24 protein-coding genes are annotated in these 16,677 nt (G+C 63.8%); 12 read left to right on the forward strand and 12 right to left on the reverse strand.

Going from position 1 to position 16,677, the window contains the following annotated elements; all coding sequences use genetic code 11:
• Positions 1 to 7 precede the first annotated feature (7 nt).
• Positions 8 to 352 (forward strand): DUF190 domain-containing protein, encoded by a 345-nt coding sequence (locus LB520_RS17660; RefSeq protein ID WP_224638325.1) that lies wholly within the window; start codon positions 8 to 10, stop codon positions 350 to 352.
• On the opposite strand, the gene LB520_RS17665 is transcribed toward LB520_RS17660, so the two are convergent.
• Positions 327 to 575: a hypothetical protein gene (locus LB520_RS17665; protein WP_224638326.1), complete on the reverse strand. Its 249-nt coding sequence runs from the start codon at positions 573 to 575 to the stop codon at positions 327 to 329. The genes LB520_RS17660 and LB520_RS17665 overlap by 26 nt on opposite strands.
• A 162-nt stretch (positions 576 to 737) precedes the next feature.
• The gene (gene ndk, locus LB520_RS17670) at positions 738 to 1,160 is read right to left on the reverse strand and encodes a nucleoside-diphosphate kinase (protein WP_027165590.1); all 423 of its coding nucleotides are present in this window, start codon (positions 1,158 to 1,160) and stop codon (positions 738 to 740) included.
• 157 nt (positions 1,161 to 1,317) lie between these two features.
• Here ndk and LB520_RS17675 point away from each other — a divergent pair, with 157 nt between their 5' ends.
• Positions 1,318 to 1,551 (forward strand): hypothetical protein, encoded by a 234-nt coding sequence (locus LB520_RS17675; protein ID WP_224638327.1) that lies wholly within the window; start codon positions 1,318 to 1,320, stop codon positions 1,549 to 1,551.
• Positions 1,552 to 1,605: 54 nt separating this feature from the next.
• On the opposite strand, the gene LB520_RS17680 is transcribed toward LB520_RS17675, so the two are convergent.
• Positions 1,606 to 1,902 carry a DUF1905 domain-containing protein gene (locus tag LB520_RS17680; protein ID WP_224544036.1) on the reverse strand — a complete coding sequence of 99 codons (297 nt, stop codon included), beginning with the start codon at positions 1,900 to 1,902 and terminating at the stop codon, positions 1,606 to 1,608.
• Between the two features lie 24 nt (positions 1,903 to 1,926).
• Complete coding sequence (locus LB520_RS17685; protein ID WP_224638328.1) at positions 1,927 to 2,619, reverse strand: glutathione S-transferase family protein; 693 nt, start codon at positions 2,617 to 2,619, stop codon at positions 1,927 to 1,929.
• A 61-nt stretch (positions 2,620 to 2,680) separates the two neighbouring features.
• Between LB520_RS17685 and LB520_RS17690 the strand changes: the two genes are divergently transcribed.
• The 3 genes from LB520_RS17690 to LB520_RS17700 all read left to right on the forward strand — a co-directional run bounded on the left by LB520_RS17690 (position 2,681) and on the right by LB520_RS17700 (position 5,506).
• On the forward strand, positions 2,681 to 3,190 hold the full coding sequence (locus LB520_RS17690) for a DinB family protein (protein WP_224638329.1): 510 nt from the start codon (positions 2,681 to 2,683) through the stop codon (positions 3,188 to 3,190).
• A gap of 209 nt (positions 3,191 to 3,399) precedes the next feature.
• Positions 3,400 to 4,326: a hypothetical protein gene (locus tag LB520_RS17695; protein ID WP_224638330.1), complete on the forward strand. Its 927-nt coding sequence runs from the start codon at positions 3,400 to 3,402 to the stop codon at positions 4,324 to 4,326.
• Between the two features lie 394 nt (positions 4,327 to 4,720).
• Entirely contained in the window at positions 4,721 to 5,506 is a 786-nt protein-coding gene (locus LB520_RS17700) for a GGDEF domain-containing protein (RefSeq protein ID WP_224638331.1), read from the forward strand.
• Between the two features lie 71 nt (positions 5,507 to 5,577).
• Here the strand turns inward: LB520_RS17700 and LB520_RS17705 are convergent, their stop codons facing one another.
• Positions 5,578 to 5,934, reverse strand: a complete 357-nt coding sequence (locus tag LB520_RS17705) for a hypothetical protein (protein ID WP_224638332.1) — start codon at positions 5,932 to 5,934, stop codon at positions 5,578 to 5,580.
• 243 nt (positions 5,935 to 6,177) lie between these two features.
• Between LB520_RS17705 and LB520_RS17710 the strand changes: the two genes are divergently transcribed.
• Positions 6,178 to 6,993 carry a sterol desaturase family protein gene (locus LB520_RS17710; RefSeq protein WP_224638333.1) on the forward strand — a complete coding sequence of 272 codons (816 nt, stop codon included), beginning with the start codon at positions 6,178 to 6,180 and terminating at the stop codon, positions 6,991 to 6,993.
• A 63-nt stretch (positions 6,994 to 7,056) separates the two neighbouring features.
• On the opposite strand, the gene LB520_RS17715 is transcribed toward LB520_RS17710, so the two are convergent.
• From LB520_RS17715 to LB520_RS17725, 3 genes are all read right to left on the reverse strand, one after another.
• Complete coding sequence (locus LB520_RS17715; RefSeq protein WP_095767062.1) at positions 7,057 to 7,359, reverse strand: DUF982 domain-containing protein; 303 nt, start codon at positions 7,357 to 7,359, stop codon at positions 7,057 to 7,059.
• A 181-nt stretch (positions 7,360 to 7,540) separates the two neighbouring features.
• Complete coding sequence (locus LB520_RS17720; RefSeq protein WP_224638334.1) at positions 7,541 to 9,622, reverse strand: ATP-dependent helicase; 2,082 nt, start codon at positions 9,620 to 9,622, stop codon at positions 7,541 to 7,543.
• A gap of 145 nt (positions 9,623 to 9,767) precedes the next feature.
• Complete coding sequence (locus tag LB520_RS17725) at positions 9,768 to 9,935, reverse strand: hypothetical protein (RefSeq protein WP_224638335.1); 168 nt, start codon at positions 9,933 to 9,935, stop codon at positions 9,768 to 9,770.
• Between the two features lie 133 nt (positions 9,936 to 10,068).
• Between LB520_RS17725 and LB520_RS17730 the strand changes: the two genes are divergently transcribed.
• Positions 10,069 to 10,251 carry a hypothetical protein gene (locus LB520_RS17730; protein ID WP_140846066.1) on the forward strand — a complete coding sequence of 61 codons (183 nt, stop codon included), beginning with the start codon at positions 10,069 to 10,071 and terminating at the stop codon, positions 10,249 to 10,251.
• A gap of 262 nt (positions 10,252 to 10,513) precedes the next feature.
• On the opposite strand, the gene LB520_RS17735 is transcribed toward LB520_RS17730, so the two are convergent.
• A complete protein-coding gene (locus tag LB520_RS17735) occupies positions 10,514 to 11,482 on the reverse strand; it encodes a LysR substrate-binding domain-containing protein (RefSeq protein ID WP_224524912.1) in 969 nt (322 codons plus the stop codon).
• A 113-nt stretch (positions 11,483 to 11,595) separates the two neighbouring features.
• On the opposite strand from LB520_RS17735, the gene LB520_RS17740 reads away from it, so the two are divergent.
• The 5 genes from LB520_RS17740 to LB520_RS17760 all read left to right on the forward strand — a co-directional run bounded on the left by LB520_RS17740 (position 11,596) and on the right by LB520_RS17760 (position 14,867).
• Positions 11,596 to 12,429, forward strand: coding sequence for a hypothetical protein (locus LB520_RS17740; protein WP_181174920.1), 834 nt, complete (start codon positions 11,596 to 11,598; stop codon positions 12,427 to 12,429).
• Between the two features lie 59 nt (positions 12,430 to 12,488).
• On the forward strand, positions 12,489 to 13,538 hold the full coding sequence (locus LB520_RS17745) for a DMT family transporter (RefSeq protein ID WP_224638421.1): 1,050 nt from the start codon (positions 12,489 to 12,491) through the stop codon (positions 13,536 to 13,538).
• Positions 13,519 to 13,740, forward strand: coding sequence for a hypothetical protein (locus tag LB520_RS17750; protein WP_224544029.1), 222 nt, complete (start codon positions 13,519 to 13,521; stop codon positions 13,738 to 13,740). Before LB520_RS17745 ends, LB520_RS17750 begins: the two co-directional genes overlap by 20 nt.
• 356 nt (positions 13,741 to 14,096) lie before the next feature.
• Positions 14,097 to 14,546, forward strand: coding sequence for a MucR family transcriptional regulator (locus LB520_RS17755; RefSeq protein ID WP_140846068.1), 450 nt, complete (start codon positions 14,097 to 14,099; stop codon positions 14,544 to 14,546).
• 39 nt (positions 14,547 to 14,585) lie between these two features.
• Positions 14,586 to 14,867: a hypothetical protein gene (locus tag LB520_RS17760; protein WP_224638336.1), complete on the forward strand. Its 282-nt coding sequence runs from the start codon at positions 14,586 to 14,588 to the stop codon at positions 14,865 to 14,867.
• A 95-nt stretch (positions 14,868 to 14,962) separates the two neighbouring features.
• On the opposite strand, the gene LB520_RS17765 is transcribed toward LB520_RS17760, so the two are convergent.
• From LB520_RS17765 to LB520_RS17775, 3 genes are all read right to left on the reverse strand, one after another.
• Positions 14,963 to 15,163 (reverse strand): hypothetical protein, encoded by a 201-nt coding sequence (locus tag LB520_RS17765; RefSeq protein ID WP_095767070.1) that lies wholly within the window; start codon positions 15,161 to 15,163, stop codon positions 14,963 to 14,965.
• 290 nt (positions 15,164 to 15,453) lie between these two features.
• A complete protein-coding gene (locus LB520_RS17770; protein ID WP_224544027.1) occupies positions 15,454 to 16,230 on the reverse strand; it encodes a lysozyme inhibitor LprI family protein in 777 nt (258 codons plus the stop codon).
• 136 nt (positions 16,231 to 16,366) lie between these two features.
• The gene (locus LB520_RS17775) at positions 16,367 to 16,603 is read right to left on the reverse strand and encodes a hypothetical protein (RefSeq protein WP_224544026.1); all 237 of its coding nucleotides are present in this window, start codon (positions 16,601 to 16,603) and stop codon (positions 16,367 to 16,369) included.
• Positions 16,604 to 16,677 lie beyond the last annotated feature (74 nt).

Raw genomic sequence — 16,677 nt, forward strand, 5'->3', positions numbered from 1 at the left:
AGAGAACATGGAACTTCCCGCGCAATGCGCGCTGCTCAGGATATTCTTCGGCGAGGATGACAGGGCGGCCGACGGCAAGCCGCTGCATGAAGCAATCGTCATCAAGGCGCGCGAGACCGGCATGGCCGGCGCCACGGTGCTGAGGGGCCCACTCGGCTTCGGCCGCTCCAGCGTGCTGCACACCGCCAAGATCCTGCGCCTGTCGCAGGATCTGCCCATCGTCGTCGAGATCGTCGACGCGCCGGAGAAGATCGATGCGCTGATCCCCGAGATCAAGGCGCTGACCAGGACGAAGAGCTGCCTGATCACCCGGGAGAAGGTGGAAGTCATCCGCTACGGCGACGGGGGCTGAACTCCCCGGCTCTCCCGTCACCGCCTCGGAGATGGCGGCCGATGGCCACTTCATCGAAGACACCGGCGGAAAACAGTCTCATCGCCTCTATCGCCAGGTCCGACGCCTCGGGACTGCCTAAGACGATGCCGCGCTCCTCGCAAACCTCGTCATAGATACGCTTCAACAGGACAAGATCGTCCGGATAGGCAAGGCCACTTTCAGAAACATGAGGCTTGATCATGCCTCCCTCCTCGGTTCGGCGGAAGCGCGGCTCACAGCCGCCGACGCTCAGCGCTACTTTTGCCAATTTCGCTGAACCTAGGGCAGGCGGCGGATGTGACCACCCGTTTCAACAAAAACGGCCCGCTGGAGCGGGCCGTTCCGTGAAACTCGAGCTTGCGCCTCAGCCGACGATCTCAGTGTCCGAGAACCAGTACTTGATCTCCTGCGCGGCGGTTTCGGGCGCGTCCGAGCCATGCACCGAATTCTCGCCGATCGACAGTGCATGGACCTTGCGGATGGTGCCCTCGGCGGCGTTCGCCGGATTGGTGGCGCCCATCACTTCGCGGTTCTTGGCGATGGCGTTCTCGCCCTCCAGCACCTGCACGATGGTCGGCGCCGACGACATGAATTCCACCAGCTCGCCGAAGAACGGGCGATCCTTGTGGACGGCGTAGAACCCTTCCGCCTCGCGGCGGCTCATCCACACGCGGCGCGATGCGATGACGCGCAGGCCGGCGTCTTCCAGCATTTTGGTGATGGCGCCCGTCAGGTTGCGCCTGGTCGCGTCCGGCTTGATCATGGAGAAGGTGCGTTCGATCGCCATAGGGTCGTCCTTGTTGTGGGAATGGAAATTGGAGTGGCGGGCTCTATACAAGCCGCCCGGCGGCTTGCCAAGGGGAGGCGGCTTCTGGTCAAGGCGAGCGCTTTGCGGGACAATTGGACGGCTGCGAACGCGCTGGACGCAGCTTGGAGCCGAGGCGATGAACTGGCCCTATCTCAGTCGCGGCGACATGGCGGGCATTGTCTTAGTGGCCGTGGTTCTTGCCTTGGCTGTCTTCGCCCTGCTGTTCTTCCCGCAGCGCGCAGAGCAGAATTTCGGCTTCGGCCCGGGATGGCAGTGCGTGCGCATGGAACAGGGCGATCCGATCTGCGTGAGGCTGGCCGACGGCAATGCGCCGAACGGGGACGCGCGCGACAAGGACGCGTCAAAATAGACGCGAATGGCACTGCACAGGGATTTTGACCGGTCGGCTTCAGTCGGCTCTGATCTAAAGCTCGACCTCAATGGTCAGCTTCGGCGAATCCCCTGCCTTGAGACCTTCGCGCTGGCGCACCGAGGCCTTGACCGGCAACAGAAGGCTGCCGGACGCCTTGTCGGGAAAGAGTGATGTTTGCCACCTGGTCTTGCCGATCGCCGCCGTGATGCCGAGCGAGCCCCAAGGGCGCGCCAGCCCCGTCATCGCCGCCTTGATCCGTGCCGCGAACTCCAACGGTAGTGTCACGAAATGCCAGCCGCCCTTGCCGGGGTAGACCCAAATCTCGGCCCGCATCTCATAGCGCAACATGCCAGCCCCCAACACTCGCGGTCTTCACGCCGCCGCCGCGACCTGCCGGCCGATCCCGCCATGCAGGTCGAGACAGCGCTCGAACCAGCGGGCGATGCTGTCGCCGTCGTCGAGCAACCGGAAAGGCGAGGCGATGCGGCCCCATTGCAGCGCCCCGAACACGATGTAATCGGCAAACAGCGGCGCCTCGCCGCCGATGAAAGGCTGGTAGGCGAGTGTCGAGCGCAGCGGCTCCAGCGCGGCGCGGAAGGCCGGGAGCCCGGCTTCGCGGTTGGCCACGACGTCTTCCAGGCGCTTGCCATAGCGCTGCTCGCGATTCTCGCGGAAATAGGCAGCGTTCGGTTCGTCCTGCATCGCATGCAGATCGGTCAGCGCCACCGTCGCGATGTAGGGGTGTATGGTGAGCTGCGACCAGCGCTCGATGAAGCGTGCCATCGCCTTGCCGCCTTCGCCGGAAAACAGCGTCGGCCGTTCCGGATAGGCTTCGTCGAGATAGAGCGCGATGGCGAAGGAATCGGCGACAACCCGCTCGCCGTCGCGGATCACCGGCACCGTCTTCGACACGCCGCCTTCGACTTTCGGCACCTCCAGGAAGCGCGTCGGCACGTCGGTGGCGGCAAGTCCCTTATGCGCCAGTGCCATCTTGGTCTTCCAGCAATGCGGGCTGAACGGGCGGGCGACGTCATGGCCGACGAGGTCATAGAGCAGAATGGTCATTGGCGGGTCCGTTGCTGCGGGTTACGAAGGGCCCGGATTCGGGTCAAGCCGGGTGGGAAGAATGAAGCAGCATTTCATGATGTTTGCGGCGTACAATCAATGGGCCAATGGCCGTCTCTATGATGCCGCCGCCGATCTTGCCGAAGACGAGCTCGGTCGCGACGTCGGCGCCGTCTTCGGCTCGATGCTCGGCACGCTCAACCATCTGCTCGCCGTCGACCGCGTCTGGATGAAGCGCTTCACTGGCGAGGGCGACGCGCCTTCGAACACCGCCGCCGTGCTCTACCACGCCTTGCCGGCCCTGAGGCTGGCGCGCGAGGCCGAGGACAGGAGGATCGTCGACTGGGTGGGCGGGATTGGTGACAAGACGCTCGCCGGCCGTTTCTCCTACATGACCGTCGACATGCGCACCGTCTCGCAGCGCCTTTCGCCGGCGCTCGGCCATTTCTTCAACCACCAGACCCACCATCGCGGCCAGGCGCATATGGTGCTCACGGTGCTCGGCCGGCCCTCGGTGTCGCTCGACCTGGCACTGTTCCAGCGCTCCGAGGAAGGTCGCGCCTACGCCTGAGCGCTGCATGGTCCAGGCTTTTCCGCGAGCCGATTGTTGATCAAACTCGACCATCAAGGAAGACGCGGAATCAACGAATTTTTCCTTGAAAAAATGGAACCCTGACCGAGCCCGTTCGTATTCCCTTCATTCCCTCTCGCACAGGCATGCGCACGGACCCGGCAGTCCGGCGATGCAGTGCGAAAAAAGTGGCAACGAAGGAGAATGCCATGAATGCTATCGTAGAAAAAATCGCCGGCACATTGATCGGCGGCATCGCCATTCTCGCCGTGCCGGCGAATGCCGCTGGTCTCGACATCGGCTTTGGTATTGGCAACACTGGCGTCGCGGCGGGTAACCCGGGCGGCGCGGGCACCGGCACGGGCTCCTCGATGGGTGGCTCAACCGGTCTCGGCACTGGCTTTGGCAGCAGCATCGGCGGCGTCGGCGTGGGCGGCACCGGCGGCTTCAACGCCGGCACTACTGGCTCGATCGGCGGCGTCGCGGGCACGACTACCGGGACAGGCATCTCGTTCGGTGCGACCGGCGGCATCGGCACCGGCACGGCGGGCGGCGGCTTAAACGCAGGCACCAGCGGCTCGATTGGCGGTGCCATGGGCACGACCACCGGCACCCCATTCGGTGCGACGGGCAGCATCGGCGCCGTCGGCACAGTAGGCGGCGGTGGTTTGAACGCCGGCACCAGCGGCTCGATTGGCGATGCCATGGGCACGACCACCGGCATCCCCTTCGGAGCGACGGGCGGCATCGGCGGCGTCGGCACAGTAGGTGGCGGCGGGGGCTTGAACGCCGGCACCAGCGGCTCGACTGGTGGTGCCGCGGGTACAACTACCGGCACCTCGTTCGGTGCGACCGGTGGCGTCGTCGGTACCGGCTCCGTGGGTGGCGGCGCCGGCGGCTTGAACGCCGGCACCAGCGGCTCGATTGGTGGTGCCACAGGCACAATCATCCCCAACACTGGTACCTCGTTTGGTGCGACGGGCGGCGTCGGCGGCACCGGCACGGTGGGCGGCTCCGGCGGCTTCAACGCCGGCATCGGCGGCTCGGCCGCCGGCTCCCCCATAGGTTCCGGCAATACCTCGACCGGTGGAATCGGTGGCACCGTGGGTGGTTCGGGCAGCTCGACAGCCCACTAAAAGGAAAAGCAGAGCCCGCCGCCGTGGAGGCGGGCCTGCCGTTCGCGTTATTGCTGCGCGCACCGAGCTTGCATTGAAGCCGATATTGTTCTCCCGCTGGACAATCGACCGGTTGCAGCGGGGCAATACCATGCAGCCAACGGCCAACCGGGAGCATCGGACCGGCCGTGAGGCTCTGCGGCACTCCTGCCGCGTTGCCGGCTGCGGCCGGCGGTGCCTGACGAGGCCTCCGGCCAGTCGGAGAGCCTGCCGCATCCGTGGTGGGCTTTCTGATTGCCTACCACGGCAGGCGGTGCCGACGGCGTATTAACCACACTTGCATTGAAGCTAATATGTTAGGACTTCTTTTGCGCTCGCGCTCCACAATAAGCGTGTTGCAGTGGGAGCAAAGGGCATGCGCATCGATTTGTCCCCGACAAGTTGGGGCAGGGTCGTGGTGGTCACCGCCGCCGGTACCGCCTTTTTCATTGCCGCCGCTTTCTTCGTCGATTCCTTCAATTTCCCCTCGCTGTCCCCGCAGGCGCTGCTTTGGGCGCAACTCACGGACCTTTTCCTGCCGCTCATCCTTGGCGGCTCCTTCCTGTTCTTCCTGATGTGGAAGATGCGCCAGCTGGCCATCACGCAGAAGGAACTCGGCATCATTGCTGCGACCGACAGCCTGACGGCGGTCTTCAATCGCGGTGCCTTCTCGATGCTGGTCGAAGCCTATCTCGAGCGGGCGCGCGACCAAACGGTCGCCGACACCGGCGCGCTGCTGATCGTCGATGCCGATCACTTCAAATCGATCAACGACCGCCTCGGTCACGATTGCGGCGACCAGGCGCTGAGGTTGATCGCCGCGACGATCAAGGGGCAACTGCACGGCGCCGACATTGTCGGACGCATCGGCGGCGAGGAATTCGCGGTCTTCCTGCCCGGCGCCGACGCCGCACGCTCGTTTCTGGTCGCCGAATCCATCAGGCGCCGCATCCGCGAGGCCGATTTTGCGCCGGGCGGCCGGCCTTGGCCGCTTTCCGTGAGCATCGGCGGCACCGCCTTCAGCGGCCCGACCACCTACCATGACATGTTCCAGGTCGCCGACCGCCATCTCTACAAGGCCAAGTCCAATGGCCGCGACCAGGTGAGCTTCGAGATTCCGCGCGGCGGGCCGGCGGGCGATGCCGCCGGCACGGTCCACTGAATCCGAGGTCAACGGTGCCTGCGGTTGAGCAGCGGCCTGTGCTGGCGGATCAACTGGCGCTCGACATCGAGCTAGGGCCTGATCAGGCCCGCCGCGGTCGGGGTCGGGCCCGGCTGATGCACCACCGCCATCAGCATGCCGTGTTCGGCGAGCAGGTTCAGCCACTTCAGCGCTTCCCATTTAGGCGTCGCGCCGCCGCGGCCCGTGAGGCTGCGATTGATGTAGCCGGGATAGGAAAGCAGGCGCTTGCCCGCCGAGGCGCCGCAGGTGCCGATCCTGACCGCCTTGCCGTCGGCGGTGACCCAGGCATAGACGGCTTCGCCGAGTTCGCAGGCCTTCGGATCGGTTATCGTCACCCGGATCGACGACTTGTCCCGGCCAAGCCGCATTTCGGCCGCCGGCTTGAAACGCTCGCGATCGAGAAACATCCGCCCTCCCGATGCATGTCGCCCGGAAGTGTGCAACGGTTCCGGGACGACGACATGCATCAAAACAAAGACTTAAAGCGCGTCCGCAACTGGCATGGTGAACGGCAACCGTTCCGTGTGGTGTTTCACGCAGCCGTCGAAAAGTTTTCATGCGATTTCGCAGCGCCGCGTATGCCAGCAACGGTCCGTTCATTCTTTGGCGGCTAGTGTCGGAGACTGGCCTCAGCCGATCCGCGAGCGACCGTGTTCGATCTCATCGACTACAAGGCGGTGCTGGTCATCGCCCTCATCTTCATTCCGCTCGAGCAGCTCCTGCCGCTGCATGCCGAGCAATCGGCCACGCGCCGGCATTGGCTGAACGACGTCTTCTATCTGCTCTTCAACGGCATCGTCATCAAGTTCGGCCTGTTGCTGGTGATCGGCGCTGCGATGCTGGTGGTCCCGCGCGTCGTTCCCGAGGCGCTTTCGGCCGCCGTCCGGTCGCAGCCTTTATGGCTGCAGACGATCGAGGCTCTGCTCATCGCCGATATAGGCTTCTACTTTGCCCATCGCGCCTTTCACGCGGTGCCGTTCCTGTGGCGTTTTCACGCCATCCATCACTCGATCGAGGAGATGGACTGGCTGGCCGGCCACCGCGTGCATCCGGTGGATCAGATCCTGACCAAGTCGGCTTCGTTCCTGCCGCTCTTCGCCCTGGGTTTTTCCAGCGAAGCGGTTCTCATCTATGTGCTGATCTATCACTGGCAGTCGGTGTTCATCCACTCCAACACCCGCATCAAGTTCGGGCCGCTGAGATGGCTGATTGCCTCGCCGCAGTTTCATCACTGGCACCATGCCAACGAACGCCAGGCCTATGACAAGAACTTCGCCGGACAGTTGCCCGTCCTCGATCTGATCGGCGGCACCTTGTTCATGCCGCAACATATGCCGGAAAAATACGGCATCGACGAGCCGGTGCCGCAGCTCTATCACCAGCAGCTCGTCTATCCCTTCGTGACCGCGGCCGAGCCGGTCGCGCCGATCGCAGAAACGTTACCGGCGGCCGCCAAGCCGGAATGACGTCACGGAAAAACCCGCCACTGAGGGCGGGCTTTCCGGGAGGGCGGTCTTCTGTTGTAAAATTCAGGCGGCGAAGCCGCCATAGCCGCGCGCCACCGGCTTGACCGAGACGACCGGCTGCTCCGAAGGCCACAAGACGCCTGCCGTCACCGCGAAGGTGATCAGCGCATCGCGCGCGGCCTCGACCGGGATTTCTCCATTCCGCGCGGCCTCGCAGGCCTTCACCGCGGCGCCATAGCTGAGGCGGCGGCGCGACGGCGGGAACTCGGTCAGGAAATCATGCATCTCGAACAGCGAGGCGATCATGCGCTTGTGGCCGGCGCCGACGCTGAGGGCGACCGGTGTGAAGAACGTCCTGTCGTGCATTCGGACCTCGTCAGTTGGCTGCGGAGGCGGCGAGCCTCCCTGGCTGGGGAAGGACGCCACACAACGCGGCTTGCGGCGGGAGGTTCCACGCATGCCGCTGTTTTCTCAAGGATGGCATGCCCCGCTGACGCGGAGACAAATCGGGCTCTTTGCCTTGCAGTGGCTGGAACGGCCAGGCAGCCTATTTCCACATGCCGCGCATGCGGGCGCCGAGATCGACCTTGACGCCCGGCCGCTGGCGCGGGTCGTCCTTGAGCGCGCCGCTCGCCCAGGACGACTGCTCGAAGGCCGAAAGCATCGAGGCCGGGATGAAGCGCGTGCGCGAGGCATAGACGTGGCGGTCGCCGCGCGCCGCCTGGTTGTGCGGATAAAAGCGCTGCGGCACGACGAGATGCAGGCTGTCCTTGGCCCGGGTCATCGCCACATAGAGCAGGCGCCGCTCCTCCTCGATGTCCTCCTTGGTACCGACGCCGAGATCGGCCGGGATGCAGCCGTCAACGGTGTTGAGCACGAAGACGTTCTTCCATTCCTGGCCCTTGGCCGAATGGATGGTCGATAGGATGAGATAATCCTCATCGCGATGCGGCGGCCCGGCCTGGTCGCTTGTTGCGTCGGGCGGGTCGAGGGTGAGCTCGGTCAGGAAGCGCTCGCGCGACGGATAGGTCGATGCGATCTGCTCAAGCTGGAGGAGATCGGCCCGGCGCGTGATCGCATCCTCATGGATGCGCTCCAGATGCGGCTCGTACCACAACCTGATCCGCTCGAGGTCGGCCGGCCATTTGGCGCCGGCGCGTAAGCCGCCATAGATGTCGAGGAAGACCGGCCAGTCCTGCGCCGCGCGCTGCGGCGCCCGGAAGCGGGCAAGGCCCAGCGTCTCGTCCAGCGATGTCGCCATGGCGTCGACGATCTGCGAGGCGGCGGACGGGCCGATGCCCGGCATAAGCTGCAGCACGCGAAAACCGGCGACGCGGTCGCGCGGGTTCTCGGCAAAGCGCAGCATCGCCAGCATGTCCTTGACATGCGCGGCATCGAGGAATTTCAGCCCGCCGAACTTGACGAATGGAATGTTGCGGCGCGTCAGCTCCACCTCCAGCGGCCCGCTATGGCTCGAGGTGCGGAACAGCACCGCCTGCGCCTTCAGCGCCGTGCCGGCCTCGCGCTCGGCCAGGATCGCTTGGCACACATAATTGGCCTGCTCGGCCTCGTCGCGCACGCTGACCAGTTGCGGCTTGTGCGAGGACCGGCGCTCGGTCCATAGATTCTTGGTGAAGCGCTCGCTGGCCTCGCCGATGACCTTGTTGGCGGCGGCCAGGATCGTCTCGGTCGAGCGGTAGTTACGCTCCAGCATGATCACCGCGGCTGCTTGCACGAACTGCTTTGGGAAATCGAGGATGTTGCGCACTTCGGCAGCGCGGAAGGAATAGATCGACTGCGCATCGTCGCCCACCACGGTCAGCCCGGCGCCGTCCGGTTTCAGCGCCAGAAGGATCGAGGCCTGCAGCCGGTTGGTGTCCTGGTATTCGTCGACCAGCACATGATCGAAGCGACCGCCGAGATGCGCCGCGATCTCCGGCTCGGCCGCCATCTGCGCCCAGTAGAGCAGCAGGTCGTCGTAATCGAGAACGTTCTGCGCCTGCTTTGCCTCGACGTAAGCCGCGAACAACTCCTTCAGCTGTTCGGCCCATCCTGAGCACCAGGGGAAGGCCGAACCAAGCACTTCTCCCAGCGGCGCCTGCGCATTCACCGCCCGTGAATAGATCTGCAGGCAGGTGCCTTTGGTAGGAAAGCGGCTTTCGGTCTTCGAGAATCCCAGCTCGTGCCGCGCAAGGTTCATCAGGTCGGCCGAATCCTCGCGGTCATGGATGGTGAAGGCCGGGTCGAGGCCGATCTGCTCGGCATAGTCGCGCAGCAGTCGCGCGCCGATGCCGTGGAAAGTGCCGGCCCAGGCCAGCGCGTCGGCGATGATTGCCGCGTCGCGCCCCAGCACCTCGCCGGCAATGCGCTCGACGCGCTTGGCCATCTCGGCCGCCGCGCGGCGGGAGAAGGTCATCAACAGGATGCGGCGCGGATCGGCGCCCTTGACGATGAGATGGGCGACGCGATGCGCCAGCGTGTTGGTCTTGCCGGAGCCTGCGCCGGCGATCACCAGCAGCGGTGCCGCCATCTTGCCGTCGCCATGCACCACCGCCAGCCGCTGCTCGTCGTTCAGCCGGGCAAGATAGGCGGGCGTCTCGAAGGACGAATCACGGGCGGCGATGTTCATCGCCCATCAAGCATCGTTTCCGCTTTGTTCGCAATAATTTCCTCGGCCCGCGCGAGGGGGGAGAGGTGGCCGCGAAGCGGCCGGAGAGGGGCTGCGCCGGCATCCACGCTTCACCGGAAGGGGCTATTCCCAATCGAAAGAGCCGCTACCGCTTCGGCTCGACCCCCATCGCCGCCGACTGGCGCCGCAAATTGCGCCTCTCGTCGCCCGGCATATCCAGTGGCGCGACGTCTTCAGGCACCTCGTCGATGATCCTCACGGCAACGCGATAGGCGGTGTAGGCAAAAAGCCCGGCAAGCAGAAGGCGGACCATAATCAGTTTCCTCGTTGCGTTCGATTGGCTCGGGATTCCAACCGGACTCGGATCGGTTGGTTCCCGCCGGTCAACGCAACCAAACCGCCACCGCCCCGTTTGCCCCTCAAGGAGCGAACGAGAGGAGGTCGTCATGAAGAAGCTTCCTGTGCTGCTGGCTCTTGCGGCAGGGCTCGTGCTCGCCGCCTGCGACAACAGCGTGCCGCCCACCAAGGCGCCGGGCGATGAAGTCAACCAGAACCCGCAGGTCGACAAGAACCCTGTGCCGAAATCGACCACCGGCGGAGACCAGCCGGGCACGCCGCCGAAGCAATAGGGCAGGGCAGGTCGGATTATCGTTGGGCCGAAACGAAGAAGGCCGGCGCCGCTTGGGAGGAAGCTCGGTAGCGCCGGCCAAGCGGGAAAATCAGGCCCGCCGCACAACACAAGATAGCTGAGTCTCCGCTTCGCGTCATGGTGCGATCGCGGTAGCCGGCTATGGAGCCACCGGAAAATCACGAAATTCTGCAGGGCCCGTCATCGCGAGACCTCCGATGGTGCGGGATTCGCTCAAGTGAGCATCCGTGGAAGACTGGCCTTCACGCCATCGCCACGCGCCGTACCGGCACGTTGGCGATCTCGATGTCCAACTGGCGCTGCGTCAGCGCCGCTTCGGCCATGATCCACCGCTTGAACAACTCGACCTTGCGGGCGCCGACCGCCTTGATGGGGCTGACGAAATACCAACCCGCCGTGTTGGGATGGTGGACCGCGAAGGGGGCCACCAGCCGTTCGGCGCGGATGTCGCTTGCCATATAGGCGCGGTTGGCGACGGCAAAGCCCATGCCGGCATTGGCCGCTTCGTAGGACATCATGCAGCTATCGAAATAGACGCTCCTCGTTTCGCCAAGCACGAAGCTCGCGCCGGCAAAGCCCAGCCACGACTGCCAGTTCTGCGTGCACGTGTCAGAGTGTAGCAGCGTGAAGTAGCGCAGATCCTCCGGCACCACCTTCGACAGCGGTTTGTCGCCCAGCACCTCATGGAAGAGTTTGCGGCTGCACACCGGCGTCAGATCTTCCTTGAACAGCAGCTCCGACGTGAGACCGGGGAAATTGCCGTCGCCATAACGGATTTCGAGGTCGTATTCCGAAGTCGAGAATTCATGCGTGGCGTAAGAGGTCGACACCCGCATCTCAATATCGGAATATTGATGCTGGAAGGCCGAAAGCCGCGGAAACAGCCAGCGCGCCGCAAAGGTCGGCAGCACGCAGATCCGCAACACATGCGCCTGCGACTGGCCGGTTGCCTCCATGCTGGCCGCCACTATCCGCTCCAGCGCCTCGCGCACGCGCGCCACATAGGTCTCGCCCTCCGGCGTCAGCGACACCGCGTTGCCGCCACGCTCGAAGATCTTGAAGCGCAGCTGATCCTCCAGGCTCTTCACGCGCTGGCTGACGGCGGAAGCGGTGATGAATTGCTCTTCGCCGGCGCGCGTGAAATTCCTGTGCCTCGCGGCGCTCTCCACGATTTTCAGTGAGTTGAGGTTGACCTGACTGAGCAGTCGCACGGGGTTTTCGACCTTAAGCTGGGCTTACGCTACCACCAGCATTCCTAAATTTACAGGGGTAGGCGTTTAAATGACTGTTAACCAAGTGTTGCCCCCATCTTGGAGAAAATAGAATGAACGCCCATACAATTCCCGAACTGCGCTGTGCAATGAGCCGCGAGGCCATCATTGGTCATGAGACCTCCTGGAAAGTGTCGGGTTTCGGCGTCGCCCAGTATCGTCACGGTTACGACCCGGCTCTGCTTGCCGCCATCGAAGAAGCGGCGCTCAAATTGAAGGCCAGCCATGCCGTGCACAAGCACCTCGACCTCACCTTCATCACTGGTGCCGACCGCTATATTCCCGAGATCAAGGAGCTCTTGCACGACAAGCTGCGCCTGGAAAGATTGTCCGACATGATGGGAACCAAGCTCGAGCCCTATCCGCTGTCGATCGTCGGCTCGACCGTCACCTTCATGAATCCAAGGGATGGCGCGGTCGAATGGCATTGCGACGGCGTTCCGGTGACGGAGCTCATTCCGCTGTCGATCAGCGATCCTCTCATCGGCGGTCATCTGGAAATCTACTGCGACGATTCCGAGACCGGCCGCTCGATTCTGGAATCCGGCCGCGAGCTGCCGCGCAACAAGATCATGCGCATCGACCACAAGATGAACTACGCCACGCTCGGCCAGTTCCTCGGTGTGCTCCACCGCACCGCGCCGATCCAGCTCGGCGAGCGCGTCACCCTGGTGCTCAACCAGCGCTCGACGGCCAAACCCTATGTCGACGACAACCGCATGTTCTACCTCGCCGCCGACAACGACCATGACCGTGCCTGGGTGAACGAGCTGGCCGAGGATGTCTGGACCAACCAGCTGCCCGCCTACCGTCGCCATGCCGAGGAACATCCTGTGCCGCAGCCGACGGCGGAAGCGGTTTCCGGCGGGGCGAGGGAGTCTTGGTAATGACCGACGATCCGGTCGAGTGTCAGCCGCCTTCAGTGTCGCTGAGCCTCGGGCCGGTCATGCCGGAAAGCCAAAGCCTTTCCGGCGCCCTCGGCGCGGCGCTTGCCTTCGCCCTCGGCGCCGTGGCGCTGTGGGCGACCAACGCCCTGGTCGGCAAGACGTTGCTTGCCGTCTATCCGGTGTCGCAAGTGCAGTTCCTGCAATTTTGCGGCGCGACGATTGTTTTCGCGCTGATCCGGCTCTTTCCTTCCCCCCTTGTGGGGGAAGGTGGCCGAGCGAAGCTCGGTCGGATGAGGGGTGCTGGACGGATCGCCGACGCCGGAGTTCCTTCCAACACCCTTCATCCGTCTCGGCGCTTCGCGCCGATCCACCTTCTCCCACAAGGGGAGAAGGGAAATGCCGCGCTCGCCTATCTCGTTGGCTTCTTCGGCCTGGTCGGCACCATGGTCCTGCAATATATCGGCTTCGCCTCGGCGCCGGTCATCGAGGCGAACCTTGTCGCCTATACTTGGCCGCTGATGACTGCCGCGGCGGTCATCCTGCTTGGCAGGCCGCGGCGTCCGCTGTTGCTCGGGCTGGCGGCGGCGCTTGGTTTCGTCGGCGTGGCGCTGGTGATCTCCGGCGGCCGAGCGCATTTTTGGTCTAACAGTGCATGGTTCGAAGGCGGCAGCCTTGTCGGCTATCTCGCCGCTTTCGGCTCCGCGCTCTGCATGGCCTTCTACTCGTTCGCTGTCGGCCGCCTCGCCGTGTCGCCCGAGCGGCTGCTCCTGCCTTCGGCGCTGATCGGTGTCGCGCTCACCTCCGCCTGGTGCCTGCATGATGGCGTCGTGCGCCCGAGCGGCGCGCATCTTCTGCTCGGCCTCTATCTCGGCGCCGGCCCGATGGGGCTCGGCTATTATTTCTGGTCGCGCGCGGCAAAGCTCGACCACGGCGGCAGGATAGCGGTCGTCGCCTATCTGACGCCGATAGCTTCCACGTTTCTGCTGACGCTCTCGGGCGAAAGCTTGTCGATGACGGCTGTTGCCGGCGCCGTCCTCGTCATTGGCAGCTGCCTTGCGGTCGGCATCGAAGGTACGGAGAGCAGGCACAATGTCCAAAATGGCCGTTGACGAGGACGAACGCCGCGCCAGGCAGGAGGCGCACTGGCTGGTCAGGGAGTTTGGCGCGGAGGCGCCGCTCTATGCGGCCATGAAGGCCGAAAAGGCCATCGAGCAGAAGGACTTTAGCCGCTGCGCGCGCTGGAAGCGCGTGCTGGAGATCCTCGCGGAGAGGCCGCCTGCCGAGCTCAGGCGCGGTGTCGCCGCCGGATGAGCGATTTGCCATGGGGCCGCCGAATCGCGCATGGTCGAGCATTCGGCTGGTAGATTGCCGTTGCCGTGCTGGAACTTGGCCTGAACTTCGATTTTTCAGCAACTCCTACCGTAGGTTGAAGTTCTGTAGCCCCTTTTACCTATCCAGGCGGGCGGCCGGTGCTATAAAGCGTGCGCTATAGCTATTAGAATTCCTAACTTGCGCGTTTCCAATCCGTGTAGAAACATCACCCGGTATTGAGTCTCGTAGCTTTACTGACTCTGGACGGTCCGTTGGGGGACAGGTCCAATTCGATACACCGACGAAAGTCTTAAAAAAAGAGCTGGCGATTTGAGGGCCAGCAGAAGGTGAAAAAATTGTCCAACATCGACGACAAGACTGCAATCGAACTGACCGCCGACATTGTCTCGGCCTATGTCGGCAACAATCCGCTCCCTGCCTCCGGCCTGCCCGATCTGATCGCCAGCGTCAGCGCGTCGGTGCGCAGGCTCGCCACCGGCAGCGTTGTCAAGGAGGCGGTGGCGCAGACGCCCGCGGTCAACCCGAAGCGCTCGGTTTTCCCCGACCACATCGTGTGCCTGGAGGACGGAAAGAAGTTCAAGTCGTTGAAGCGTCACCTCGCGACCGATCATAACCTGACGCCGGACGAATATCGTGCCAAATGGGGCCTGCCCGCCGATTATCCGATGGTGGCGCCGAGCTACTCGGCGACCCGCTCGGCGTTGGCCAAATCCTCCGGCCTCGGCCGCAAGCCGGCCGGCGGCGACGCGGCCAGGAGCAAGGGCAAGCGTAAGGTCAAGGCCTGAGGCATGTTGCCCGCAACGGATGATGTCGCGCCATGGCCATTGCGCGACCATCTGGCCGACCTTGCCGCGTTGCGCCGCGGGATTGCTGCGCAGTGCTCAGTGAATGCGGCTCACGGCGTCAAGGCGCGGCGCATCCTGTTTTCGCTGGGCAGTCCGTCCGGCGACCTGCTTGCGGTGCTGGACGCGCTCGACCGGTTCGAGCGCGCCATCATCGAATGCGACGCTCCGCCGGTGATCGAGGCGCACAGGCTGGAATGTCTCGCAGTCCTTGAGCAATTCCAGAAAAAGTGTGAGCGGTTAGGCTCGGCGACTTCGGCGTAGCCTTTCCGCCCGGAACTGCGTCAAAACAGGGAGATAGAGCGATTTACCGTTTCCTCGAAACGGTGAAACGCTCTGGACCGCCTTATGGCGAGCGCTCAGCCGAGGACCTGAGGCGGCTCCGCCGGCCGGACCTGTTTGGGGTCCTGCTCGTTGGCCAGGCTTTCCGCCTCGACCGCCGTCATCTCAAGAAGATAGACGAGCATGTTGTAGCGCGTGCGCGAGAGCATCTTCGCCAGCTTGCGCGTGATTTCCGCGACATATCGCAACGTGCGTGGATCGTTGATCGCCGCGCCCATCGTGAGCTCCTGAATGCCAGAGCCAAGTTTTCTTGGATCAAGTTATCGTTGGCGCCAACTCACGACTCACGGCGCATCGGCAAGGTCGCAGGTTTGCGATAAAAACTGAAATCAATTTTTGATAAGCATCATGCTTGGGTCAGAAGATTTCGCTGCCTTTTTGGTGGTATCGTCGCTTGCTGCATCAATATTGAGCACGAGGCAAACTTGCGGTTGTCTGCTTGCGACGGGTTGATCTTTCTCCGGGAATGTTGATCGCCGTGGCAGTCAGGAGCGACGTCGGGTGCGGCTTAGTTCTTGTAGGCGGAACAAAAGGCGGGCGGGTTGTCGTTGCCGATCATGGCGCAGCCGCGCTTGATCTCGTCGATCATCATGCTGCATGCATTTTGCCCGTTGCAGGGCGGATGGGTCGCCGGCGACACCTGGACGCATTGCGAGACATACTGGTCCGACTTCGCCTTTCCCGCGGATTGCACGCATGGCCGCGTGTCGTTCCGGCTTGCCTGTGCAGCGGCGGGTTTCGCAGACGCCGTGCCAGCCGTCGCGGGCGCGGCGCTGCCGCCGGTTTGCGGCACGCAGGAGAGGTCGCCTTCGGGGCATTGCAACTGGTGCTGTAACTGCGCCAGCCGCGCCTTCGTCAAGTCCTGTCTGCAGGTCTCGACGAGGGTCGCATATACCGAGCCACCGGCATAGGGCTGGGTGCGGAAGGCGCATTCCTTGTCGCGGAACGGGATCCAGGCGCGCTGCGCCTCGCGCAGGCGCTTCAGGTCGGTGGGAGCCAGACGTCCCGCCAGCTCCTTGTAGACTGCATTGAGCCCCGCGTCCGCCGAAGCGGCATTCGCGGCCGTGCAGGTCGCAAGGTCGGCCTGCGTCTTCGCTGCCGCGCAGTCGATGGTTGCCGCACGGGCCGCGGGGGTGGTGGGAAGCATGGTCAGCCCGGCGACGACCGCGAAAATCGCGACCGCCAGCGAGGCCGAAAGGAGCGAGGTCTTGGCTGACATCTGATCTGTCCTCTGCTTGAACCCGCCGCTCGCGCCAGCATAGGTTGAGACAACCGCGGCGATCAACGCCAAACCTGTGACGTGGCAAGCAAAGTGTGACCGGGCGAAAGCAGAGGAACGAACAATCCTTCCTTGAGGGGAGACATTCCGGCAGGATAAAGGGGCGTGTCCGCCCGCCTCTTCATCAATCACAAGGCGAAGCCTAGGATGCTTTTCCTGAATCGATTTGGATCAACAGGTGTTTCGGCTCCCGCGTCTCCAGCCGGTTCGCAATCTTGGCCGCTTGGGGCGAGATTGGTTGGCCCTGCGGCCCGCTCGCGGGTTCAGCGGCGAGAGCAATGTGAGCGGTCTCGTTTTCGAACAGAACCACCTGCGTCGCCAGCGCGGTTGTCGTGGCGACCTGGAAGAAGATGAAAGCCAGGGCGAGATAGCGGATCACGGGCGTCCAAACGTTTCGGCCGGCAACTGGTTCCAGTCCTTCGAGTTTTTTGCTGAACGGCCAAAGACAACGAG

The organism is Mesorhizobium sp. CA12 (assembly GCF_020165255.1).
Lineage (GTDB): Bacteria > Pseudomonadota > Alphaproteobacteria > Rhizobiales > Rhizobiaceae > Mesorhizobium.